Source organism: Vibrio taketomensis, from assembly GCF_009938165.1.
Lineage (GTDB): Bacteria > Pseudomonadota > Gammaproteobacteria > Enterobacterales > Vibrionaceae > Vibrio > Vibrio taketomensis.
The window spans coordinates 22017-46980 of record NZ_AP019650.1; the positions used below are offsets into that span (position 1 = coordinate 22017).

Here is a 24964-nt window from a genome sequence, read left to right on the forward strand (position 1 = left end):
TTGATGTTTAATAATTGTTCAGTTTTACACTGTAAAACGCTTAACCAACCCATACAGTTCGTTGGCGCGACCATTGAGGTTTTCACTACCGGTGTGGTTTTCATTGGCCAGTTGCGAGGACTGGTGGCTCTTATCAGAAATGCTCACGATACGTTCGGAGATCTCTTGGCCAACTAAACTCTGCTGTTCTGTCGCTGTTGCGATTAGTGCATTCATGTCCATGATCGTTGCGATAGATTGCTGAATTTTCACCAAAGCTTTAGTCGCTTCGCTTGCCTCATTGACCGTATCATTGCTTCGGCTTTTACTGGTTTGCATCGCTTTTACCGCATCGTCTGAAGCGGCTTTTAGCTGTTCAATCATATTGTGAATATCACCGGTACTCTCTTGAGTGCGGCTAGCCAGCTTACGAACTTCGTCTGCCACCACTGCAAAGCCTCGACCTTGCTCACCCGCTCGAGCGGCTTCGATGGCCGCATTTAAGGCTAATAAGTTGGTTTGCTCAGCGATGTCTTGAATGACCTCTAATGACGAGGAAATATTCTGCACATTTCCCTCAAGGCGAGAAATCACATCCGTCGCTTTTTGCACTTCATCAGCTAATGCGATCACAGAGTTAGCCGCCGTATTCACAATTTGCTGCGCCTCTTGCGCATTGTTGTCGGCTTCTCTCGCTGATTCTGCCGCTTGACTGGCATTGTTAGAAATCTCTTGAGCGGTGGTGGTCATCTCTGTCATTGCTGCAGCCACTTGCTCGGTTTCTTCTTGTTGTCCGGTGGTCAGGTCATCGACTTTCGCTGCGCGTTGAGACATGCCGCTCGTCTCTGAAACCACCTGCTGACCGACCTCGCTGACATTGCGAATGATGTTTTGTAGGCTTTCAACAAACGCGTTGAAGTTGTGGCTTAGCTTGGCATATTCCGGTGCTTTAAATGCTTGCATGCGAGCCGTAAGGTCTGCATCACCATTGGCAAAAGATTGAATGGAAGAGTCGAATTGCTCTAACGGTTGCATGATTGAGCGGTTAATAGCGATGGCCGCGATAATCACTAAAAGAGCAATACCAGAACACAAAGTGGCAATCACAAACAGTGTATTTTCCAATGATTTGGTAGAGGTTGCAGTCATGTCTGCAATCACGGCATCAATATCATCAGTGTAGAAACCCGTGCCTAACATTAAATCCCATTCAGGAATGAAGATAGAGTAGCTTAGCTTGGGGAGAGCCTCGGTTTCTCCTAACTTAGGGAAATAGTAAGTGGTAAATTCGCCCGTTTTGGCATGATTAATCAAATCACGAATGAGATAGTTACCTTGCTGATCTTGCAACCCAATAAAATTATCCCCAATGCCTTTTTCATGTTTACCGTTAAAGACACGTACTCCAGTAGAGTCGTAACCGAAGATATAACCGTTGTCTCCATATTCGAGCTCTTTTAGCGTCGGTAGTGCTTCTTCTAATGAGGCTCCGCGAGCTAAAAATGGTTGTACGGCGGACTTAGCAAGCTGCAAATAGGTTCTGAGTTCGCTTTTCTTTTGCTCCATCATGGTTTCGCTGGTGGACTCAATTTGCTGCGCTGTGAGACTCGACGTTTTGACGTAGGCGACACCCATAACGCCAAGCGTGATCAAAAGGAGCGGAATGAACGACATCAAATAGAGTCTTGCTCTGATAGATAGATTCATAAAATATCCTGCACTTTTCTCGTTATTGTTAACTGGTTGCAATAAATGTTTTGCAAAAACACGCAATATGTTAACAAATTTGTTTTCGGATAACTGTGAACCTAAAGACTTTCCGTTTAATTATTGATACGAAAGAACTATGTGGACCTAGTCCTTTATCGTGAAGTTTTAGAGGCGAGGCTAAAAATAGCTGTTTTGGTGTTTGCTTAAGTAGTGATGCCAATTGTTGCTCAATACTTGATATTGCTCGATACAGCTTTCTTTGCGTTCATCGCGATATTCGTCTTCGATTTCATCAAGCAGGCCGCTAAATGTCTCTGGGTCGCTGCCGTATACTAAGCATAAGGTTGAAAAGTAGCGCTGCAGATCGAAGCTGTGTTCGTCGATGTATTCATCGGCTTGATAGTAATCAGGGCGATCCTCTGACTCAAAGCCAAACATATCGGCTGCGCTGATGGTTGCTTTGGCTCCATTTTCGACATATTCAATCATGATAATCGCTGCGAAGTTATCGACGGCATCCTCTTCCTTACCAAGAATTGGGATGTTTTGGTCGGCAATATAGGCGTGGCCTCCCTCATGCAATAAGGTATGCAGAAGTGTATCAATGGCGGCGAGTTCCGCCGAAAGGGCATACTTTTCTTGGTATTTGTGCTGTGTAAAATATTCGAGCGTTTGATTGTAAAAGGAATAGGGGATTTGAACCGTGTTAATCTCAGGATCAAACAGGGGCCCATCGTCACTGCCAAATTCGACGGTGAGCGGTGTTTTAAATGGAAAGTGATTTTGTGATAGTGCTGCGAAGAGTTGAGTTATTTCGCTGTCGATTATCGCCTGTTTCGCTACTTGCTCTTGCTCAGAATTCGCATCTAGGTAGTTAAAAATAACGTTTGAGGCATGGGTGAGGGAAGAAATAAATAGGAGTGATAATACAATGAACAACTGCGTTGCTGTTTTTACCATAAACACCGACCTCATAGACGACTGACACTGACTAAATTTCATTACTTACTAAAATATAAACAGTGAGACGAGTATGATCCAGTTTGAGACTAGACATCAAAAGCTTGCCACTGATAATAGTTAGTGAGTCACATATGTCTGTGGTACACTCGCCGCCCTTTATGATTAACAGAGATAGATCGCTATGAGCCTAAAGCAGGAACTTCAACAACTTCACAATCGTCTTGATACTGCCCAGCGTAAACTGGATGGGGCAAAAACACGTGGCGATCAAGAGCTGATCTCTAAATTTACCGATCAAGTGGAAGAGTTTTCAAAGAAGATTAACTCATTACGTGGTAAGCAAGATTACAATCTGAATAAAGAGCGTAAGAGCCTACTTGATATGCCATTCTCGCGTGAAATCACCAAAGAAGAGCAAGCAGATTTGGGCAAACTTAAGAAATCAGTTCGCGGTTTGGTGCTTGTTCACCCGATGACTAAAATGGGTAAACAACTTCGCTTAGAAGTAATGACAGGTTTGCGCCTAAAAATTCTAATAGCGAGTTCGATTTTTTGAATTCGCAGGGCAAACGATAGAACTATCGTTTTGCCATCAGTCCATCCCATACTTCCATTATTACCCTTACTATTGTTCATACTGTGCGAATAATTGTTGTGCATAGCATTAGTAATATGCATGGCATCCTTGCGTTTGTGCACATCCAACTTCTTAAAGATTTTATATACGTGTGATTTGACCGTACTTTCTGATAAGAAAAGTGAGTTCGCGATTTGCTTGTTGGATTTACCGGAAGCCACATGATCGAGTATTTGTCTTTCTCGTGATGTTAAGCTGCGGTACAACTGACAGCGTTCCAAATTTGGATTGCGTCTCAGCATCACCAGGCCTTCTAAGCATTTACGTGGTAGCCACAAGCCACCGTTTAATACGTACTCGACACTCTTATACAGATGCTCTATCGGTGCGTTGTTCAGTAAAACACCTTTGAGAGATGGCCAATAGACATATTCACACTGCATAGACTCTGGCGGCATGTTGTAAATAAAAACGTCTAATTTGAGCAAGTCGAAATTTGGAATGGCTTGGTTTAGCGCTAAGGTTTCAAGCTGCTCAAAGTCGATCAGTACTAAATCGACACAAGAAAGAGATGAAGTTGGCGTGAGTTGGGAAGGTGCCGTGACATCAATACTGATGTCTAATTTTTCGGTGAGTTGCTGTTCCATCAAACTGGTTTGCAATGTTTTGTCCGACAAGATGATGACGTACTTATTTAACATTATCCACTGCCCCTATTGCTGTTTTCTTTGCCTAGTCCCCGTGCTGACTAGGTTTTAGTTAGCACTAAGTATATTCAAGAAATCTAAGTCGGTAGGGCATTTCATGATATTTACTTACTTCTTTATCAATAAAGATTCATCCATTGGTTTAGTCTCAGGCAAATCATTCTCAATATGTTTTAAACGCTACGGCGTTAACTGACTGAGTTTTGATGGATATTGTATGTTTATTCACTATGTGGTCGGACTTCTATCATTTCCTTAGGCTGAACTCATTCTTAAAAGTATGACGCGATTTATCCTACGAATCTGCACTCAATCTTCATACTTTGCTCATCCAATTCCAATCTGATGCTCGTAAATTGCTGTTTAATAAAACGATGGATTATTAGAGGGTATGCGCCATTCCTGCATATCAACCTGATCCTCAAAACTCGTCTCACAAGTGAGACGTGCGCTTTTGGCTGCCTACCTATACTCGAGTTGCTCAAGGGCATAAACAACCAAATCAGACATGGATACACAACGGAGTGAAGGTTATGAATCTTAAAAAAACGGGTGTAGCAATCGCAATGGCAGCGATGATGTTTAGTGGCGCAGCACTAGCCGGTGGTCATGGTGGTGGCGGCGGCGCTGATTACTTAAGTCATAATGGTAACGGGCCAGGCAACGACAACAATCATGTTGTGACAACATCGGGCGGTGGTAACGACAACAATCGTTCAAACGACGGCAACGATGGCAATATGATTACGAACACCGGCGCTGGTAATGATAACAACCGCTCAAACGATGGCCACGACAACAACTCATTGTCTTATACGTCTGGCGGCGGTAACGATCACAATAAATCGTACAGCAAAACAAATAACGGTGATGATGGCAACACCATCAAGAACAGCAACAACACCAACAATGGTGATGATAACAACCGAATCCGCACCAATGATGGTAACGATAACAACAAATCGTACAACCTAAGCAACAATGGTGATGATCACAACAAGACCTACACCAAAACAAACAACGGTGATGACAACAACCGCATTCGTACTAACGACGGCGACGACAACAACCGTCTAACTATGAAGGGCAGCAATAATACCGATAACGGTAATGATGGCAATTCATGGAAAGACAGCGCGAATACTGACAACTCTAAATCATGGAAAGACAGTGCAAACACTGACAATTCAAGATCTTGGAAAAACAGCAACAACAAAATTGACCAAAGCCACACTCTAAACTTTGAAGTAGATATGGTGGTTGCGAGCTCAGATCTGAAAGGATACATCTCAAGCTCAGATGTTGAGTACGGTGAGTCTGCAGGTAGCGGTATGCGTGGGCCTCGTGGTAAAGGTGGCTGCAATACATGTCAAGGTGCTGGTGTGAGTGTTAGAAATACCAACAACATGACTGGCTTTAACAATACTTCGGGTATTACCACAGTGAGCCAATCTGCGGGTGCAAACTCTTTAATTCAACAGTCTGTTGTCACCAACGCAACGGTTAAAACTAACTAATTCTGGAGAATGTCATGCGCTTAGCACTATTGGCAATAAGCAGCGTATTGGTTGTCAACGCTTATGCTGAAGATTTGGTGCTGGCAGACGACTACGAGCTATCCATAGATAGTATGGATAGCTCGCGAGGTGGACAGTACGTATTAGATGTTGATGAATACAATGTTGATATTGACAGTATCAGTGCCAGCTCAGAGATTAATGGCGCAAGTTTTGGGAATCGAGCGATCAATACCGTTAACGGTAATAATCGTATCGGCTCTGGCGCTTTTAGCTCTGCAACTGGTGTGAACAATGTAATTCAAAATACGGGTAATAACGTACTGATTCAAAACTCAACGGTCGTTAACCTGACACTGAAATGATATGGTTTTTTGGCGAATCTTTGCTTCGGGGATGCTGATTTTATCAGCATCTTCTCATGCTTTAACTTACATGCCTCATCGTGGGTCCTTTAATGTTCCGGTGAAGAGTTACAAAGAAATGCTGTTTGGCGACGTAGTTCGTCAGCAGTATGACTTTAGTTGCGGCTCTGCTGCTCTAGCGTCACTGTTAACTTATCACTACGACTACCCATCCGAAGAAGACGTGATTTTTCAAACAATGTTCGATCGAGGTGATCAAGAGACGATCAAAAAAAGCGGTTTTTCGCTGCTCGATATGAAGAACTATTTGGAGATGAAAGGTTACGACGCTGATGGATTTAGAATGCCACTCACAAAGCTCCAAGAGTTAGGTGTTCCAGGTATCACGTTGGTGAACTTTGACGGTTACATGCACTTTGTGGTGATTAAGGGTATGAATAGTCACTCGGTCATTCTAGGCGATCCTTCACGAGGTACTATCCAAATGAAGTTCGCAGAGTTTGAGCGCTACTATTCAGGCATCGTGCTGTTGATTCGCACTCACGCCAACATTGCCAGAAATAGTTACATCTCAGACGACAACTATACACTTTATGCCCCCGCTCCTGTAGATTCGGGCGTATCTCGAAACTCACTGGGGGTATTTAGTATTACGCTACCCGAACGTGGGGAGTTTTAAAATGTTTAGACAAATATGGTTGGTAAGCGCAGTTTGCGCGTGTCTAGCTGCGCCCACTGCTAGTGCATCTTACCAACTAGATAGTCTTGAGCCACTCGATGATGGAGAGCTTTCTTCACTTCGAGCGGGTTTCTTAGGTGATGACTTTATGGTCAACATCGGGTTAGATATTGCGACTTCGATTAACGGCGAAACCTTATTCAACAATAGGATTGCCAATCTGTTCTTCCAGAACGGACAACTCATCGCATCTCAGCCTGAAGTGATACCGGTAACGACTGTGGTGCAAGTTGGGAGCAACAATTCCGTTGATCTACCAGCAGCACAGCAGGTAAATCCGGTAGTAACTCGGTCACCAACGACAGTTGATACTACGGCTGCACCAACGATTGTAGTATCACCGAATGGTTCTGCGCCTCCTGCTGTTGTTATGGCGCAACCAAGTGTCGAGACTCAACCCGTTGCTTCAGGAGCGGCGAACTCGGAAACCTCTGTTGAAGAATCTATACCAGCCGAACAACCGGTGATAACCGTCACTCAAGTGACAGGCCCTGTATCTGGTGTAAACCAGTCTTCGATTAACCGAGTCATCCAAAACTCTTTAAACAACACAGTCATTAACTTTGAAACCGTAGTTAATATTGATGCGCAAGTGAACGGTGCTTTAAAACGCTTAGAAAGCAGAAATAGAGTACAGCAAGCTTTGCAATTTAATTTTAATTAGTGGACATCAATTTAAAAACAAGCCAGCAATTCATGCTGGCTTTCTTCCGTTATTGACATTCGTTATCGATGTTCACTACCGATGATAGCGATAGCGTGTGTGTCAGTGCATGAAGATTACCAAATGGCAAAAACCGCCTACTTGAGGCGGTTTTGGTTTGATTGTGCAGAGATATTTATAGTGAAACTGGTATGCGCACATTGAGTTGGAAATCTGGCGTATCTTCAGTGAGGCCTGCTTGAGCACTAATGTTAATGGCTGTTGTTGGTGATAGCGCGTAGTTAATCCCAAAATTCAATGAATCAAGCTGCAGCATTTTTGCATCGCTATCGGTAACACCATTGATTTTACTCTTCAAAATGGTTTGATGGCTAAAACCAATCGAGAGCGATAAATCGCGGTTGATCGCAAAGCCCATACCACCACCAAGAGAGATAGTATCACCAAGATCGATCTCTTGGTTAGTATCACTGATATCAAAATCATTCTCAAAGTTGTAGATATAAGACAGACTTGCATAGAGTACGGCAGGATCTGTCGGGTAAATCATTGAAATCCCGGGTTCAACACTCCAAAAACCTGAACCAGTGGGTGCTTCTTCTAGAACATTCGTCAATTCGTCACTGGCAATTTCGTATGGGGATTTACCGGTATCTGATTTGACTCTCAAGCTACCTACCCAATAAGGTGCGGTATCAAAGTTGAATTGATGTCTTATTGCGAATTCAACGTCACCAATCCCTCCACCACTGACATCACGGTTAAAATCTCTATTATTACCTGTACCTAATTCACGACCGGATACCTGATCATCTCGGTAAACGAACGGAACGCGAACCTCGATCTCTGTAGCGTTAGTGATACCGTAACGACCGGTTAAACCAAGTGTCATGGTGGTACGGTCGGCGTCGGCGACTTCAATTCGACCAACCAACAACGCAGGTAGCACCGTATAGCCAATCACGTTGACCGTGTTGGATGAGTTTTGCGAGTAGTTTAGAGATGCCTCGATACCGAACTTTCCTTTTGGGGTTAGTACCCCAGGTCGATCAATAACATCAGAAACGGTTTGAGCTCGTCTTGGTTGCGAGGCTTCTTCTGCTGTTTGTTCTTCTGTTTCTGCATAGAGTGGAGATGCGAACAAAACTAGTGGTAAAGCGTATAAGAGAGGTTTTGCCATTTTTTCGTCCCTTTTTTATCTGGCCCTCCTTTTAATTAGTCCACAAGCTTAATTATTTCCACTCGCTCAATGAGTTAAATTTTATTTATAGAATAATCAAAATGATACAGATTTAGCTTATAACTGATAAACAAGGGAATTTTTTATCTAGATTTGAAATTAATGGAGATTATTGAAAATTAGAAATTTTTTGCAGTTGATAAATAACGAAAAGTAAGTTTTGTTCGAGGCGCTTGGTTTGGTATTTGATGAACGTCATTCTCTTGATCATGCTTCCAAGGTAAAGACAACTATCGAGGTAAAAATAAGAATGCATCACTCAAAGTGAAGTAAATTTCGCTAGACTTCGATTAACAACAAGAGTCAAAGATCTTAAATAAGTCTCTGAAGTGACGGAGTAAAGTATGCAGCTTAAATATTCGGCGTTGTTTCAACAACAATGCTTCATCAATGGAGAGTGGTTATCGATAGGCGGAGAAAAGGAAGTCATTACCAATCCGTCTAATGGCGAAGTTATTGGACATGTGCCTGTAATGGGAGCCAATGCCGCAACACAGTGTGTGGATGCTGCACATCAAGCATTTGAACAATGGCGACAAACTACAGCGAATCATCGAGCTGACATATTGCGCAAGTGGTATGAGTTAATGGTCGAGCATAGTGATGATCTCGCGACCATTTTGACTTTAGAGCAAGGTAAGCCATTTGCTGAGGCAAAAGGTGAAATCGCTTATGCAGCAAGCTTTGTTCAGTGGTACAGCGAAGAGGCCCGCCGTGCTTACGGTGAAATTATGCCAAGCCATCGCCCGCACAGTAAAATCGTGGTGACTAAGCAGCCGATTGGCGTTGTTGCCGCTATTACGCCTTGGAATTTTCCAGCGGCGATGATCACGCGCAAAGCCGCTCCGGCAATTGCGGCGGGGTGTGCGATGGTATTAAAGCCTGCCCCGGAGACGCCATTTACTGCTCTGGCATTAGCAAAATTGGCAGAAGATGCAGGAATGCCCAAAGGTCTGTTTAATGTCATTACTGGGGATGCTATTGCTATTGGTAGTGTGTTTACTACCGACAAGCGAGTGCGCAAAGTCTCTTTCACTGGCTCAACTCATGTGGGCAAGATTTTAATGAATCAATCTGCCTCAACGATTAAAAAGATGGCATTGGAGCTAGGAGGCAATGCGCCTTTTATTGTGTTTGATGACGCGGACATTGATGCTGCAGTTGAAGGGGCGATGATCGCCAAATTCCGTAATGCGGGACAAACCTGTGTATGTGCAAATCGTATCTTTGTTCATGATGCGGTTTACGATGAATTTGCCAATAAATTAGCGAAAAAAGTGTCAGCGCTAAAAGTCGGTGACGGTTTTGCTGATCAGGTAGTGATAGGTCCTTTGATTAATGCAGGAGCGGTTGCCAAGGTGCAAGCACACGTGAGCGATGCATTGGAAAAAGGTGCAAAGGCACTATGTGGCCGATTGGCAGATAAAGGTCAGCTATTTGTAGAGCCTTTTGTTCTCACTGAGATGGATGATGAGATGCTGGCGGCGAATGAGGAGACGTTTGGTCCTGTTGCTCCGCTGTTTCGTTTTTATGATGAAACTGAAGTCTTAGAGCGAGCTAATAACACTGAGTCAGGTTTAGCTGCCTATATCTATACCCGCTCATTAGGCCGAGCATGGCGTGTTGCTGATGCTTTAGAGGTTGGCATGGTTGGGATTAATGAAGGGTTAATTTCAACCGCTGCGGCTCCTTTTGGCGGTATCAAAGAGTCGGGTCTTGGCCGAGAAGGTTCTCATCATGGAATGGATGAATTCTTAGAGATGAAATACATGTTGATGGGCGGATTAGATCAATAATATTCGTTCGATGAGAACAAAAAAAGGGTGAGACATTCTCACCCTTTTTGCTTTTTAAAGTTTAGGTTTTTGAATTGATTAACCCATAAACCAAGAAACGAAGATGAGTGCACCGAAGACAAAGGTACCGCCCAGAGCCGCTTGCCCACCACCTACCGTGTAGGTGTTTTCAAATTTCACTTGCTCAAAGTCAGGTTTGCGCACTTTCACAACCATCGCCAGTGGGCCCCAAATCGCAAGGAAGACTAATACCATGCCAGCGTAATCAAGCATGCTAACGAATTGGCTTGAGAACAAGGTTGCTAGAATTAAAGGCAAAATGAATGTTAGGCCGTATGCTTTCATTGGGTTGCTAGTGATAGCATCACGGTTTTGGTCATACAGCGCCATCGACACACCAAGGTATGACGTGATTAATGCCAGCGCAGAGAAGATCGCTACAACAGTCTTAATCGTGGTTGCTTCACCGCCAAAGGCTGCAATCAACTGTGAGATATTTTCAAATTGACTTACTTTGTCGACACCAAGGTTACCGATAACGGCGAATAACCAAGTGAGGTAACACACTAGTGGGATCACTGAGCCAAGCAACACCATATTGCGGATCTGCTTTTCGTTTGCTTCGTGGTTGTAGCTAACTAGCGAAGGGATCACCACCATTGAAGCAAAGCTGGTGAAGATAACCGCACTGTATTGCACTACGTCACTGAAAGAGAAGCTGCTTTCTTGGCTTAAGTATGACAGGTTGATATTGCCCATCAGTGAGAAGATCACCACAAACAGCATCACCACCATTAGGATAAAGAGGCCGCGGTTCAGTTGGTCAACGTAGTTCTTGCCTGCTACGACAATTAAGCCCATTACTAAGCTAAATAGTGTGTAGCCCACCACTGGTGATAGGTTGATACCCACTTGCCCCAGCATGGTGTGCAGCAAATCACCGATACCGATGATGTAAGCGATCATCAGACACGCAAGCAATAGGTAGAACAGGACGTTGATAAAGTGCATGCCTTTACGGCCTAAAGTGAAGAACGCTACGCTGCTCATGCCAGTGCTTTCTTGCGATTTTGTACAAGCTTCCGCCAGCAACAACGCTGCGTAAGTGGTACCTAGGAAAATCACGAACATTAAGCCGGCACTTACCAAAAAACCAAACTGAGCTAACACCATCGGAATGGCCAACATACCAGCACCTAATGCGGTTCCCGCGAGAATCAGGGAACTACCAAACAACTTCATGTTCAAAAGAAAAGACCCTTACTGAAAATAATTTCAGAACAACGTGTAAAATTTATTTGCCAACTCTAGCAAATAACTCTTTAAATTCCGCATAAAATATTTTTATCTATTGGAATAGTTTTTCTAATGATAAAGATATTTAACGGGCTGTTTTGATGAAAGAGTAGATAAATCGGTAGCTTAGCGTGATGGAGTGCGAAGGTGGCAGTCGGGGGGAACGAGGACCTTTGACTGCTTTTTGACCTGTATTTTGCAGTGAATCGAAAAATTTAGCTGGAAATATGAGCGATTTATGTGCTTAATGAGCAGTACAGCGAAATGTTAAAATTTTATTACTTTCAGATATATAACAATTATTTTTGATGGTTTATTTGTTATTTATGTTGTCGGAAGTTGATAGTTATTAATGACAGTGTCAACAAGTAAAATTTCTTTTATCTCTGCAACAATCAGGCGTACTCTTCTTTAAGATAATTGGCAAATGCCAAAAACTAATAAAAACATTTCTGGAAGGAAGAAGACGATGAGTAAGAAACTCACCACAGCGGCAGGCTGCCCAGTTGCACATAACCAAAACGTGATGACAGCGGGCCCTCGTGGACCTCAACTACTGCAAGATGTTTGGTTTTTAGAGAAATTGGCACACTTTGACCGTGAAGTAATCCCAGAGCGTCGAATGCATGCAAAAGGCTCTGGTGCATACGGTACGTTCACCGTGACTCATGATATTACCCAATACTCGCGAGCAAAGATTTTTTCAGAAGTTGGTAAGCAAACTGAACTATTTGCCCGTTTCACGACCGTAGCTGGTGAACGGGGCGCGGCAGACGCTGAGCGTGATATTCGAGGCTTTGCACTGAAATTTTATACCGAAGAGGGTAACTGGGATCTTGTTGGTAACAACACACCAGTATTCTTTTTGCGTGATCCGCTAAAATTCCCTGATCTTAACCACGCGGTAAAACGCGACCCTCGCACGAATATGCGCAGCGCAGTTAATAACTGGGATTTTTGGACATCATTACCAGAAGCATTCCATCAAGTGACGATCGTAATGAGTGATCGCGGTATCCCAGCTTCGTACCGTCACATGCATGGTTTCGGTAGTCATACCTTCAGTTTTATCAATGCGGACAATGAGCGTTTTTGGGTTAAATTCCACATGAAAACTCAGCAGGGTATTAAAAACCTTACCGACCAAGAAGCGGAGCAAATCATCGGTAAAGATCGTGAAAGCCATCAACGCGATTTGTATGAAGCCATTGAGCGTCAAGAGTTTCCTAAATGGACTATGTACGTTCAAATCATGCCTGAACTAGAAGCGGATGAAGTAAACTTCAATCCATTTGATTTAACTAAAGTGTGGTCACAAAAAGATTACCCACTGATTCAAGTTGGTGAGTTTGAGTTAAATCGTAACCCTGAAAACTTCTTTGTTGAGGTTGAGCAGTCAGCATTTAACCCTGCAGCCGTTGTACCGGGTATCGGCTTCTCGCCAGATAAGATGTTGCAAGGCCGCCTATTTGCTTATGGTGATGCTCAGCGTTACCGCTTGGGTGTTAACCACCATCAAATTCCAGTTAACGCACCTCGTTGTCCGGTACATAGTTACCATCGTGATGGCGCTATGCGCACTGACAGTAACTTTGGTTCAACGATTGGTTATGAGCCAAACTACAAACAAGAGTGGGCTGAACAACCAGATTATGCAGAGCCGCCACTGCGTATCAACGGTAATGCAGATAACTTTGATCATCGTTCTGACCAAGATTATTTCAGTCAGGCGGGAGATTTATTCCGCTTAATGAGCGAAGAACAACGCACGCAATTGTTTGAAAACACGGCTCGTTCAATGGATGGCGTACCGGAGTTTATCAAAGTTCGTCATGTTGAGCATGCGTATCAAGCTGATGAAGCGTATGGTCGTGGTCTAGAATTGGCACTAGGCTTAAAGTGATCAGTTAAAACTAAATCAGCACATAAAAAAGGCGCGGTTAGCGCCTTTTTTGTTGCTCGAAAAGCACCGTAGTTATATTCGTTGATTGGCCTTATTAAGCAGCAATTGATAAAACGCCATTGCAGCAGGACCTGTTTTTGCCCCTTTGGGTAGCGTGATATGGAGTGCGACTTGATAGCGCTGCGCTTGGTCGATGTCGACAATCTTGATATTGGGCTGCTTGTTTTCGTCGATCATGTGCAGAGGTAGGCGGCAATATCCTACACCTTGTTCGACGGCGCGAATCGCATGGTCAAAATTATCCACCGTTATACGCTGTCTTGATTTGAGCCAACCGACATCGCGTTTGCTGGCGTTCGATTCACCTAAATCTCTCACGACAATTTGGCAGGCGGTCGCGAAGTCGTTCATTTGCAACACGCTTTTCTCAGCTAATAGGTGTGTTTTAGCGACGACTGGCACCATGGTGGTGGTACCAAATGCTTCGGCAGGGTAGTTGGTGATGGGCAAGTTGATAATCGCAATATCGCTCAGCTCATTGACGACCATTTCGGTGGTTTTACTCAATGATGTTTCAACCACTTGAATGGACGTCGCACTGTTGCTAACAAGAAACTCTTGCATTGGGTGATAGAGCCAAAAGGGATCACACAAGTGGTCTATCGATACCGTGATCTGCGATTCAATGCCGCGGCTTAATTGGCTGCTAATCATCTCTAATTCATGAGCCTGCTCTAGCATTGAGTCAGCACGACGCAACAACATCTTACCATGATCAGTCAGCACGGCTCGGCGAGATTTTACGGTCAGTAACTTAACACCTAATTGTTGCTCGAGTTTGTTTATCGCATAGATCAGTGTGGTGTGACTTTTATTCAACTGCTCTGCCGCTGCCTGAATACTTCCTGCTTGTTCGATGTGATGGAGTGCTTGCCATTGATCTAGGGTCGTTCTTAGTTTCATTGTGTCAATTATTTAGACAAATAATGGCAAAATTATGAACTTTAATGTCGAAAATATAAAGGCAATAATTCGTTCATTCACAGCGCAATCCCATGTGGTTTGCCACTATATAAGGAATGATAACCATGAAATTGCTACAAGTTGATTTTGATTTTCACGGCCCATTTGGCGCAGAGATGACACAAGCGATGACGGGCTTAGCCGAATCAATTAACCAAGAACCAGGCGTAATCTGGAAAATTTGGACGCAAAGTGAAAAAGACCAACTTGGTGGGGGTGTGTATTTGTTCGCGGACGAAAGCTCTGCTAAGGCTTATCTAGCCATGCACACTGAGCGCTTAACTCAAATGGGCATTACGAATATTCGAGGTGTGATTTTTGATATTAATCAGTCATTAAGCCTGATCAACCACGCGCCACTTGAGATATAACTAACCCTATTTTTCTTCTGCTTTAAAGCATGACGATACCCAAACAATCACGTTGTGAAACTTGCATCTTGATGTCGTTTGGGTACACCAATTAACACTGTAAATTATGACCAATAAAACTTTCCTAACGCTTCATGGCGCTATCTATACCTCATTTGCTCTTGCTTTGTTTTTTGTGCCAAGTTTCTTGTGGCCAATGTATGGTGTAGAGATTAATGATCAATATGCGTACTTTCTCTCTCAGCATACGTCGATTTTCCTCGGGAGTGTGGCGGCAATCAGCCTATTCATGCGTAATATTGAGGCGGGCGTGGCGATGACTCAACTATTAAAAGCGTTACTTTTTGGTAATTTGCTTGGCGTGGTGATCACTACATATGCTGGTTTAACGGGAATTTTTGTGGGGTTTGGCTGGAGCGACCCGGCATTTTTCACGCTTTTAAGTGTCATCAACGCGATGCAACTAAGAAAAACATTCAATGATTGATAAATAATGCTATCTACTGAGGTGATAAGGCACTTTAGTGCTTAATCACCTCATCGTTCATCTTATCGCCATGCCTTGGTTCTGCTCTTTATTCTAAACAGCAAGCCTAATTGTTGCGGAAAAGCCCTATTGAAAAGATGGTTTTATTGTCGACAGTCTCCGTTGGCTTAAATTAATAAGCCACGCTTTTATCTTATCTTAAACATTCGTTTTATCACCGTTAATTTAACTGTCGTGACATAGGGAAATTGCGCTGACCTATTTATCGGTTTCTTTACTGTGCATAAAAGATTTTTAGAAACAAACCCATATTAATCAATGTTTAACCGTCATGTTTGTTCGATTTTCCAATGCTTTTTCTTTCGCCGTTAGACCTTCACGATGCTTGTATGGTGCATGACATTGGATGGTAAGAGGCAATCATCATTTGTCTGATGGGGACTCATTCTTTCGACACTATACCTTAGTCTAAATTGTCGACAATTTACTTGATTGTCGACACTGGCTTGTTCTATTTTGTGTTTAAGTTAATTATTTGTTTCATTATTGTGGTTGCTGTTTTTGAGTGCTTTTGAGCATTTCGAATTGGTGATTAAGACCCGTTGCTACAGGCACTAGAGATGAATGTTGAATTAAATTCTGAGTTACGAAACAGGCTAACAGATAAGGAACATACCAAATCTGTCACTCTGACCGAGGCGTTGATTGAAGTAATTGTTAACGGAGAGTTACCTCCTGGCAGCAAGATTTCAGAGCCGGAGCTAGCGAAACGTTATCAAGTGAGTCGTGGTCCGTTGCGCGAGGCGATCATGCGACTTGAAGGCTTGGGACTGATAGAACGTGAAGCTCATGTAGGGGCCAGAGTCATTACGTTGTCGCCAGATAAGTTGGTTGAACTGTATGCAGTACGAGAAGCATTAGAAGGGATGGCCGCTCGTTTGGCTGCCCGTTATATGAGCCAAGAAGAGATTCTGAGTTTAGAGATGCTTCTGGCAAAGCATTCAGCTCATATCGATCAGGTAGAGGGTGCATCTTACTTCCATCAAGAAGGGGACTTCGACTTTCATTACCGCATCATTAAAGCCAGCCGCAATCAAAAGTTAATCGCGTTGCTTTGCGATGAGTTGTACCACTTGCTGCGCATGTATCGTTATCAATCACCACGCTCTCAATCACGCCCAGAAGAGGCGTTAAATGAACACAAATTTATTCTTCAAGCGATTGTGAATCGCGATGAAGAGTTGGCAGAAATGCTGATGCGTCGCCACATCTCGGGCAGTCGCAAATTGATAGAACAACAGATTTCTCTTGCTGAAAACAATTAGGACCACAGAACTGATAAGGATAACAACAGATGAGCTTATCTCCTGGCGCGAAGTTTCGACTCGCGGTAAAAAATAATAATCCCCTACAAATCGTCGGAACCGTGAACCCATATTGCGCCATGATGGCGAAGAATGTGGGGCATCAAGCGATCTATCTATCGGGTGGTGGTATCGCCAACGCCTCTTATGGTCTTCCTGATTTGGGTATTACAACACTCAACGATGTGCTCGTGGATGTTGAGCGCATTACAAATGCCTGCGATTTACCTCTGCTTGTCGACATTGATACTGGTTTTGGCGGCGCATTTAACATCGCACGTACCATTAGAGCGATGGAAAAAGCAGGCGCGGCAGCGGTGCACATCGAGGATCAAGTAGCTCAGAAACGTTGCGGTCATCGTCCCAATAAAGCCATTGTGACTCAGCAAGAGATGGTTGACCGAGTAAAAGCGGCAGTAGATGCACGCCGCGATGAAAACTTTGTGATTATGGCGCGCACCGATGCATTGGCCGTTGAGGGTATGGAAAGTGCGATTGAACGTGCGATTGCTTGTGTTGAAGCAGGTGCGGATATGATTTTCCCTGAAGCAATGAGTGAACTTGGTCAGTATCAGCAATTTTCTAATGCACTGCGCGATGCGACGGGTAAACATGTTCCAATTCTTGCCAATATCACTGAATTTGGTCAAACGCCCCTTTACGGTTGTGAAGAATTAGCTCAATCGAATGTTGATATGGTTCTGTATCCACTTAGCGCTTTTCGTGCCATGAACAAAGCCGCAGAAAACGTCTATCAGCATTTGCTGCAAGAGGGCAATCAGGAAGCGTTGATTAGCTCAATGCAAACGCGTAAAGAACTGTACGCCCATCTCAATTACCACACCTATGAAGATAAGCTTGATCAGCTGTTTTCTGAGGGCAAATAACGTCACCGGTTCAACTTGACGTTGCGTCTATAAAAGAGGCGCCTTAAAGCCTGCAGATCCAAGTGGGCTTAGGTCATCATCAGAGTGATGAACAAATACAGAATAATCCAATAACGTGAAACCGACCGATTCTAAAAATCGCTGCATAGAACAGCACTGAATCAGTCAGAAAAGGAGTTCAACATGCCTACGAAAGAAATAGGTGGCGCGGGCCTACGTGGTCAAAGCGCAGGTAGCACTGCATTGTGCACTGTCGGCAAATCGGGGACGGGTCTAACTTATCGTGGTTACGATATTACTGACCTTGCAAATAACGCTCAGTTTGAAGAGGTGGCTCATCTTTTGTTACGCGGTCACTTGCCGGATCAACAAGAGTTAGATACCTACAAAACTCACCTCATCAATCTGCGTGGTTTACCCCAAGCATTGAAAGAAGCATTGGAGCTGATTCCTGCGGATGCTCATCCGATGGATGTGATGCGCACAGGTTGCTCTATGTTGGGTAACCTTGAACAAGAACAAGACTTTTCACAGCAGTTGCATGCGACAGAGCGTATGTTAGCGCTATTTCCGGCCATTATTTGTTATTGGTATCGTTATAGTCATGATTGCGTGCGTATCGATACAGAAGATCAATCGCAAGACTCGATTGGCGGCTACTTCCTAAAACTGTTGACCGATAAAGAACCGAGTGCACTGCATAAACAAGTGATGCACTGTTCATTGATCCTCTATGCCGAGCATGAGTTTAATGCTTCGACGTTTGCTGCACGTGTTTGTGCCTCAACGCTGTCTGATCTGCATTCTTGCATTACTGGTGCGATTGGTACATTGCGTGGACCTTTACATGGCGGTGCTAATGAAGCGGCAATGGAGATGATAGAGAACTGGCAAACGCCAGATGAAGCAGAGCAAAACATTCTGCGCATGCTAGAAAATAAAGACAAAATCATGGGCTTTGGTCATGCTATCTATCGTGAAAGCGATCCGCGTAATGCCCTTATCAAGTGTTGGTCAAAAGCGCTGTCAGAAGCGGTAGGTGATACGCATTTATACGCGGTGTCAGAGCGAGTAGAAGCTGTGATGAAACGTGAGAAAGGCCTGTTCTGCAATGCGGACTTCTTCCATGCTTCGGCTTACCATTTTATGGATATTCCAACCAAATTGTTCACCCCTATTTTTGTTATGAGCCGACTTACCGGTTGGGCTGCGCATGTTTATGAACAGCGTGAGAACAACCGCATCATTCGCCCAAGTGCCGATTACACCGGCCCAGAATATCAAGAATGGATGCCAATCGAGCAACGCTAACCATACCGATTAGTTTGTGTGACCAGCACGATTTTAAAGATTGGAGTGACTCTTCCCCACAGAGCTATGTGGGGAAGAGTGAAATTACTTGGAAGTAAGCCCATGACAATAAATACTCAATACCGAAAACCACTTGCAGGCACTTCGCTAGATTATTTTGATGCTCGTGAAGCTGTGGATGCTATCTCCCCTAACGCCTACAGTAAGCTACCTTACACATCGCGTGTACTGGCCGAGCAGTTAGTACGTCGCTGCGACCCTTCTATGTTGGAAGCGAGTCTTAAGCAACTTATTGAGCGCAAACGCGATCTCGATTTCCCTTGGTATCCGGCGCGTGTCGTTTGCCATGACATTCTTGGCCAAACAGCTTTGGTGGATTTGGCGGGTCTGCGTGATGCGATTGCGGAACAAAGTGGCGATCCTGCAAAAGTGAATCCTGTGGTTGAAACACAGTTGATTGTGGATCACTCTTTGGCGGTTGAGCACGGCGGATTTGACCCAGACGCATTTGAGAAAAATCGCGCGATTGAAGATCGCCGCAACGAGGACCGCTTTCATTTTATTGAATGGTGTAAAACCGCCTTTGAAAACGTCAGCGTGATCCCCGCAGGCAACGGCATTATGCACCAAATCAATCTTGAGAAAATGTCACCCGTGGTGCAAGCCAAACAAGGTATCGCTTATCCAGATACGTGTGTGGGTACCGACAGCCATACGCCACACGTTGATGCGTTGGGTGTAATTGCGATTGGCGTTGGCGGGCTTGAAGCTGAAACCGTGATGCTCGGCCGACCATCGATGATGCGTTTACCAGATATCGTCGGCGTGAAGCTAACCGGTAAACGTCAACCGGGGATTACCGCGACCGATATTGTATTGGCGATCACCGAGTTTCTGCGCAATGAGCGTGTGGTTTCAAGCTACCTTGAGTTCTTTGGTGAAGGAGCTCGAGACCTCACTATTGGCGATCGCGCAACCATCTCCAATATGACGCCAGAATATGGTGCGACTGCCGGTATGTTCTACATTGATGAGCAGACCATCAACTACTTAAAACTGACTGGTCGAGACGAAGAGCAAGTGGCACTTGTCGAAAACTACGCCAAGCAGACCGGTCTTTGGGCAGATCAGTTAGATAGCGCTGAATATGAACGTGTGCTTGAGTTTGATCTCTCTAGCGTGACGCGCAATATGGCAGGCCCTTCAAACCCACATCGCCGTTTACCAACTTCTGAACTTGCGCAGCGCGGGATTGCCGTTCGCCAGCAAGAGCATCAAGAAGATGGAAAGCTACCGGATGGGGCTGTGATTATTGCGGCGATTACTTCATGCACTAACACCAGTAACCCGCGCAACGTGGTGGCAGCAGGTTTGGTAGCGAAAAAAGCCAACCAACTTGGTTTAGTGCGCAAGCCTTGGGTTAAGTCCTCGTTTGCTCCGGGCTCTAAAGTGGCCAAGCTATATCTTGAAGAAGCGGGTTTGCTAAGTGAAATGGAAAAACTTGGCTTTGGGATTGTTGCTTATGCCTGTACTACCTGCAACGGCATGAGTGGTGCGTTGGACCCTGAAATTCAGCAAGAGATTATTGAACGTGATCTCTACTCAACAGCGGTGTTATCGGGTAACCGTAACTTTGATGGCCGTATTCACCCTTATGCCAAACAGGCATTTCTTGCATCACCGCCGCTGGTGGTCGCTTATGCGCTAGCGGGTACGATTCGGTTTGATATTGAGCGTGATGCGCTGGGCACTAACGCGCAAGGTGAGCCGATTTATCTGAATGACCTCTGGCCTAGTGATGAGGAAATCGATGCGGTGGTGGGCAAATACGTCAAACCGGAGCAGTTTAACCAAGTCTATATTCAGATGTTTAAACTCGATGACTCTGAGCGCAGTCAAAGCCCACTCTATGATTGGCGTGAAATGAGTACTTACATACGTCGCCCGCCTTATTGGCAGGGAGCGTTGGCAGGTGAGCGTTCACTTGCAGGTATGCGACCACTGGCGATACTGGGCGATAACATTACGACTGATCACCTTTCGCCTTCTAATGCGATTTTGCCAAGTAGCGCCGCCGGTGAATACCTAGCGAAAATGGGACTACCGGAAGAAGACTTTAACTCCTACGCCACTCACCGCGGCGACCATCTAACCGCGCAACGTGCCACCTTTGCCAATCCGAAACTGTTTAATGAAATGGTGCTAGAAAATGGTCAAGTCGTACAAGGTTCGCTTGCCCGTGTCGAGCCTGAGGGTAAAGTCACCCGCATGTGGGAAGCGATTGAAACTTATATGAATCGCAAGCAGCCGCTAATTGTGGTGGCGGGTGCTGATTATGGTCAAGGTTCATCCCGTGACTGGGCAGCAAAAGGTGTGCGCCTGGCCGGAGTTGAAGCGATTGTGGCCGAAGGGTTTGAACGTATTCACCGTACCAACTTAGTTGGCATGGGGGTATTGCCGCTGCAATTTAAGTCTGGAATCGATCGCAACACGCTGCAATTAGATGGCACCGAACTGTATGACGTTATCGGGGAGATTGCACCTGGTACCGATTTGGCTTTAGTGATCACTCGTGCGAACGGTGAGAAGTTAGATGTACCAGTCACGTGCCGTCTTGATACCGCAGATGAAGTCAGCGTGTACCAAGCGGGTGGTGTGTTGCAGCGTTTTGCCCAAGATTTTCTTGCTCAGTAGGAAGGTGACTATGAATCGAGTGAGACCTCAATTACGTATCCCAGCGACCTATATTCGAGGTGGCACCAGTAAAGGTGTGTTCTTTAGCCTTAATGATCTACCGCCAGAGGCGCAAGTGGCCGGTGATGCGCGTGATAAGTTGCTAATGCGTGTTATTGGAAGCCCAGATCCTTACGCCAAACAAATTGATGGTATGGGCGGCGCGACCTCAAGTACCAGTAAAACGGTGATTGTTTCCGCCAGTAGCAAGCCAGACCATGACGTGGACTATCTGTTCGGACAAGTATCCATCGACAATCCCTTTGTTGACTGGAGTGGCAACTGCGGCAATCTTTCCGCCGCAGTTGGTCCATTTGCGATTCAAGCGGGTTTAGTCAGTGCTGAGCGATTGCCGCGCAACGGTGTTGCTGAGGTAAGAGTTTGGCAAGCCAATATCAATAAAACCATTGTGGTACATGTGCCGATGGTAGATGGGCGAGTGCAAGAAACCGGTGATTTTGCACTCGATGGCGTGACGTTTCCTGCCGCTGAAATTCAAGTGGATTTTATCGATCCAGCCGCGATAGACAGTCGTCTATTTCCGACTGGGAATTTAATTGATGATCTCGAAGTTCCGGGCGTTGGCACATTTAACGCCACTTTAATTACCGCTGGCATCCCGACTATTTTTATTGATGCTGAGTCTCTGGGTTATCAAGGTACTGAGCTACAGGATGACATTAATAACGATGAAGAAGCACTGGTGAGATTTGAGACCATTCGAGCTTATGGTGCGCTCAAAATGGGCTTAATCAAGGAGATTGATGAGGCGAAAAGTCGCCAACATACGCCAAAAGTTGCTTTTGTATCGGGAGCGAAAACTTGGGTTTCATCGAGTGGCAAAACCATAACCGCTGATGAAATTGATCTCCATGTGCGAGCGCTATCAATGGGCAAGTTGCACCACGCGATGATGGGAACCGCTGCGGTGGCGATTGCTTCTGCAGCCAGTGTACCCGGAACGTTAGTCAACTTAGCTGCAGGTGGCGGAGAAAAGCAGAGCGTGATCTTTGGGCACCCTTCAGGAACGTTGAAAGTAGGCGCCGAAGCAAGAGTGAATGGCAGTGAGTGGTCAATTAATAAAGTGTCGATGAGCCGCAGTGCACGAGTCTTAATGGAAGGATTCGTTCGAGTTCCCTTCGATGTGTTTTCTTAAGCAGCGCTAAGAACAAAAGAAGTACGATAAAAATTCAGGTATTTCGCAGCGTATGAGTGGTCGTGCGTGATGCCAAGACATACTGGAGGAAGCAATATGTCTGCATATCAAGAGCAATACCAATGGGCACAAGAGCAGCCTGAACAGTTTTGGCACCAACAAGCAAAGCAAATTGATTGGTTTGAATTTCCCAAAACAATATTAGCCAATGATGAAAATGGCATTGAGCGTTGGTTCCCGGATGGTGTGCTTAATACTTGCTGGTTAGCCCTCGATTATCACTGTGAACAAGGACGAGGTGAACAAACCGCACTGATTTATGATTCACCGGTGACAGGCATAAAGCAACGTTACAGCTATCAACAGATGCGCGAGCAAGTAGCCACCATTGCAGGTATGCTGGCAGGAGAAGGGGTTACCAAAGGCGACCGTGTGGTGATTTATATGCCAATGATTCCCGAAGCAGCAATGGCAATGTTGGCCTGCGCACGTTTAGGTGCGATTCATTCGGTGGTGTTTGGTGGTTTTGCTCCCAATGAGCTTGCCGTTCGAATTGAAGATGCCGAGCCGAAAGTGGTGATGACGGCATCGTGCGGCATTGAAGTGAACAAAGTGATTCCATACAAGCCGATGGTGGATAAAGCGATAATGGACAGTCGTTGGAAGCCAGAGAAAGTGTTTGTTTTTCAGCGTCCTCAATGCGAAGCCGAACTGAACCAAGAGCGCGATGTTGATTGGCAACAGGCCTACCAGTTTGCGCTTCCACATGCGTGTGTCCCTGTATTGGCAACCGATCCACTTTATATTCTTTACACTTCCGGTACGACCGGAAAGCCAAAAGGCGTTGTGCGTGATAACGGTGGTCATGCCGTCGCGATGAAGTACTCAATGAATACCATTTACGATATGCCACAAGACGGGGTGTTTTGGGCGGCATCCGATGTGGGTTGGGTGGTTGGGCATTCTTATATTGTCTACGCACCGCTCATTCATGGCTGTACTACGGTGCTTTATGAGGGCAAGCCAGTACGTACTCCCGATCCGGGTGCATTTTGGCGAGTGTGTGAGGAGTATGGCGTTGACGCGTTATTCTCGGCACCTACGGCATTTCGTGCGATTAAGAAAGAAGACCCACAAGGGGAGTTCCTTAAGCAGTTTGATCTTTCAAAGCTCAGAACCATCTTTATGGCCGGTGAACGCTTAGATCCGCCAACTTTAGAGTGGGTGCAAGAACATACCTGCAAACCCGTCATTGATCATTGGTGGCAAACTGAAACGGGCTGGGCAATTTGTGGTAACCCAACCGGATTGGAAATGATGGCGGTCAAAGCTGGCTCATCTACCAAGCCTATTCCGGGTTATCAGGTTGAGATTCTGGACGAATTAGGCGAGCCAACCGCGGCTAATCAACAAGGTTATATTGCTTTAAAACGTCCTTTACCACCGAGTTGCTTACCTACGGTCTGGCGCAACCATGACCGTTTTGAGAGCGGCTATTTAAGCCAATTCCCTGGGTATTATGTGTCAGGCGATGGTGGTTATCTCGACGAGGAGGGGTACTTGTTTATCATGGGGCGCATTGATGATGTGATTAATGTCGCTGGTCACCGCCTTTCAACTGGTGAAATGGAAGAAATTGTCGGTGGGCACCCAGCCATTGCCGAATGTGCAGTGGTGGGCATTCATGATGAACTAAAAGGTCAGTTGCCACTGGGTTTTGTGGTGCTTAAAGATGGCATAAGCATTGACTCATTAACACTGGAAGGTGAGCTAGTGAGTAAAGTTCGTGATTCCATCGGTGCCGTGGCGTGTTTTAAGCATGCGCTGGTGGTCGAGCGTTTACCAAAAACCCGCTCGGGTAAAATATTGCGTCGCACCATTCGTCAGATTGCCGATGGTGAGGCGTACACCGTGCCATCCACTATTGATGACCCAACCAGCATTAGTGAGATTGAGCGAGCGTTAAGGAGTTAATGTAGTGGGTTGATAGGGATCTATATCACAAAGATAAGCGGCTACGGCCGCTTTTTTGAATAAAGGAAATAGGTATTTGGCTTTTAACTTTATATTAATCAAATCGGCATTTATAAAGTGAATAAATATACCGAGGTTTAATCCAAGTATTTGCTATTTTAGTTACAGGGTTTTGTAAGGTAAAATTGACAAATATTTACAT

At 45.0% G+C, this 24964-nt stretch carries 21 protein-coding genes; 15 read left to right on the forward strand and 6 right to left on the reverse strand.

From position 1 onward, the window contains the following. Nucleotides 1-24 precede the first annotated feature (24 nt). A complete protein-coding gene (locus tag Vt282_RS13890) occupies nucleotides 25-1686 on the reverse strand; it encodes a methyl-accepting chemotaxis protein (protein ID WP_162063763.1) in 1662 nt (553 codons plus the stop codon). 180 nt (nucleotides 1687-1866) lie between these two features. Then, nucleotides 1867-2649, reverse strand: a complete 783-nt coding sequence (locus tag Vt282_RS13895) for a DUF4344 domain-containing metallopeptidase (RefSeq protein ID WP_162063764.1) — start codon at nucleotides 2647-2649, stop codon at nucleotides 1867-1869. Nucleotides 2650-2833: 184 nt separating this feature from the next. On the opposite strand from Vt282_RS13895, the gene Vt282_RS13900 reads away from it, so the two are divergent. Continuing rightward, nucleotides 2834-3208: a YibL family ribosome-associated protein gene (locus tag Vt282_RS13900; protein WP_162063765.1), complete on the forward strand. Its 375-nt coding sequence runs from the start codon at nucleotides 2834-2836 to the stop codon at nucleotides 3206-3208. Here the strand turns inward: Vt282_RS13900 and Vt282_RS13905 are convergent. Next, nucleotides 3118-3930, reverse strand: a complete 813-nt coding sequence (locus tag Vt282_RS13905) for a helix-turn-helix transcriptional regulator (protein WP_162063766.1) — start codon at nucleotides 3928-3930, stop codon at nucleotides 3118-3120. The genes Vt282_RS13900 and Vt282_RS13905 overlap by 91 nt on opposite strands. A gap of 539 nt (nucleotides 3931-4469) precedes the next feature. On the opposite strand from Vt282_RS13905, the gene Vt282_RS13910 reads away from it, so the two are divergent. Genes Vt282_RS13910 through Vt282_RS13925 form a run of 4 tightly spaced genes read left to right on the forward strand, consistent with a single transcriptional unit; the run spans nucleotide 4470 to nucleotide 7221 of the window. Further along, nucleotides 4470-5453: a hypothetical protein gene (locus tag Vt282_RS13910; protein ID WP_162047654.1), complete on the forward strand. Its 984-nt coding sequence runs from the start codon at nucleotides 4470-4472 to the stop codon at nucleotides 5451-5453. A 14-nt stretch (nucleotides 5454-5467) separates the two neighbouring features. Then, nucleotides 5468-5818, forward strand: a complete 351-nt coding sequence (locus Vt282_RS13915; protein WP_162047655.1) for a carbon storage regulator — start codon at nucleotides 5468-5470, stop codon at nucleotides 5816-5818. A 1-nt stretch (nucleotide 5819) separates the two neighbouring features. Beyond that, nucleotides 5820-6497: a C39 family peptidase gene (locus tag Vt282_RS13920; protein ID WP_232055250.1), complete on the forward strand. Its 678-nt coding sequence runs from the start codon at nucleotides 5820-5822 to the stop codon at nucleotides 6495-6497. A gap of 1 nt (nucleotide 6498) precedes the next feature. Continuing rightward, entirely contained in the window at nucleotides 6499-7221 is a 723-nt protein-coding gene (locus tag Vt282_RS13925; protein WP_162063767.1) for a hypothetical protein, read from the forward strand. Nucleotides 7222-7396: 175 nt separating this feature from the next. Here Vt282_RS13925 and Vt282_RS13930 read toward each other — a convergent pair whose 3' ends face one another. After that, entirely contained in the window at nucleotides 7397-8401 is a 1005-nt protein-coding gene (locus Vt282_RS13930) for a transporter (protein ID WP_162063768.1), read from the reverse strand. Between the two features lie 404 nt (nucleotides 8402-8805). On the opposite strand from Vt282_RS13930, the gene Vt282_RS13935 reads away from it, so the two are divergent. Then, nucleotides 8806-10257 (forward strand): NAD-dependent succinate-semialdehyde dehydrogenase, encoded by a 1452-nt coding sequence (locus tag Vt282_RS13935; RefSeq protein WP_162063769.1) that lies wholly within the window; start codon nucleotides 8806-8808, stop codon nucleotides 10255-10257. 78 nt (nucleotides 10258-10335) lie between these two features. Here Vt282_RS13935 and Vt282_RS13940 read toward each other — a convergent pair whose 3' ends face one another. Next, nucleotides 10336-11499, reverse strand: a complete 1164-nt coding sequence (locus Vt282_RS13940) for an amino acid permease (RefSeq protein ID WP_162048619.1) — start codon at nucleotides 11497-11499, stop codon at nucleotides 10336-10338. 523 nt (nucleotides 11500-12022) lie between these two features. On the opposite strand from Vt282_RS13940, the gene katE2 reads away from it, so the two are divergent. Further along, entirely contained in the window at nucleotides 12023-13456 is a 1434-nt protein-coding gene (gene katE2, locus Vt282_RS13945) for a catalase KatE2 (RefSeq protein WP_162063770.1), read from the forward strand. 72 nt (nucleotides 13457-13528) lie between these two features. Here the strand turns inward: katE2 and Vt282_RS13950 are convergent, their stop codons facing one another. Then, on the reverse strand, nucleotides 13529-14419 hold the full coding sequence (locus tag Vt282_RS13950) for a LysR family transcriptional regulator (RefSeq protein WP_162063771.1): 891 nt from the start codon (nucleotides 14417-14419) through the stop codon (nucleotides 13529-13531). 125 nt (nucleotides 14420-14544) lie between these two features. On the opposite strand from Vt282_RS13950, the gene Vt282_RS13955 reads away from it, so the two are divergent. The 8 genes from Vt282_RS13955 (at nucleotide 14545) to Vt282_RS13990 (ending at nucleotide 24762) form a co-directional block, all read left to right on the forward strand. Further along, nucleotides 14545-14850 (forward strand): monooxygenase, encoded by a 306-nt coding sequence (locus Vt282_RS13955; protein WP_162063772.1) that lies wholly within the window; start codon nucleotides 14545-14547, stop codon nucleotides 14848-14850. 106 nt (nucleotides 14851-14956) lie between these two features. After that, nucleotides 14957-15337, forward strand: coding sequence for a hypothetical protein (locus Vt282_RS13960; protein WP_162063773.1), 381 nt, complete (start codon nucleotides 14957-14959; stop codon nucleotides 15335-15337). Between the two features lie 620 nt (nucleotides 15338-15957). Continuing rightward, entirely contained in the window at nucleotides 15958-16662 is a 705-nt protein-coding gene (locus Vt282_RS13965) for a GntR family transcriptional regulator (protein WP_162063774.1), read from the forward strand. A gap of 29 nt (nucleotides 16663-16691) precedes the next feature. Further along, nucleotides 16692-17588, forward strand: a complete 897-nt coding sequence (gene prpB, locus Vt282_RS13970; protein WP_162063775.1) for a methylisocitrate lyase — start codon at nucleotides 16692-16694, stop codon at nucleotides 17586-17588. A gap of 183 nt (nucleotides 17589-17771) precedes the next feature. Further along, on the forward strand, nucleotides 17772-18899 hold the full coding sequence (prpC, locus tag Vt282_RS13975; protein WP_162063776.1) for a bifunctional 2-methylcitrate synthase/citrate synthase: 1128 nt from the start codon (nucleotides 17772-17774) through the stop codon (nucleotides 18897-18899). A 102-nt stretch (nucleotides 18900-19001) separates the two neighbouring features. Continuing rightward, nucleotides 19002-21593 (forward strand): Fe/S-dependent 2-methylisocitrate dehydratase AcnD, encoded by a 2592-nt coding sequence (gene acnD, locus Vt282_RS13980; RefSeq protein ID WP_162063777.1) that lies wholly within the window; start codon nucleotides 19002-19004, stop codon nucleotides 21591-21593. A gap of 10 nt (nucleotides 21594-21603) precedes the next feature. Next, nucleotides 21604-22788 (forward strand): 2-methylaconitate cis-trans isomerase PrpF, encoded by a 1185-nt coding sequence (gene prpF / locus Vt282_RS13985; protein ID WP_162063778.1) that lies wholly within the window; start codon nucleotides 21604-21606, stop codon nucleotides 22786-22788. A gap of 96 nt (nucleotides 22789-22884) precedes the next feature. Further along, nucleotides 22885-24762 carry a propionyl-CoA synthetase gene (locus tag Vt282_RS13990; protein WP_162063779.1) on the forward strand — a complete coding sequence of 626 codons (1878 nt, stop codon included), beginning with the start codon at nucleotides 22885-22887 and terminating at the stop codon, nucleotides 24760-24762. The last annotated feature ends 202 nt before the right edge of the window (nucleotides 24763-24964 follow it).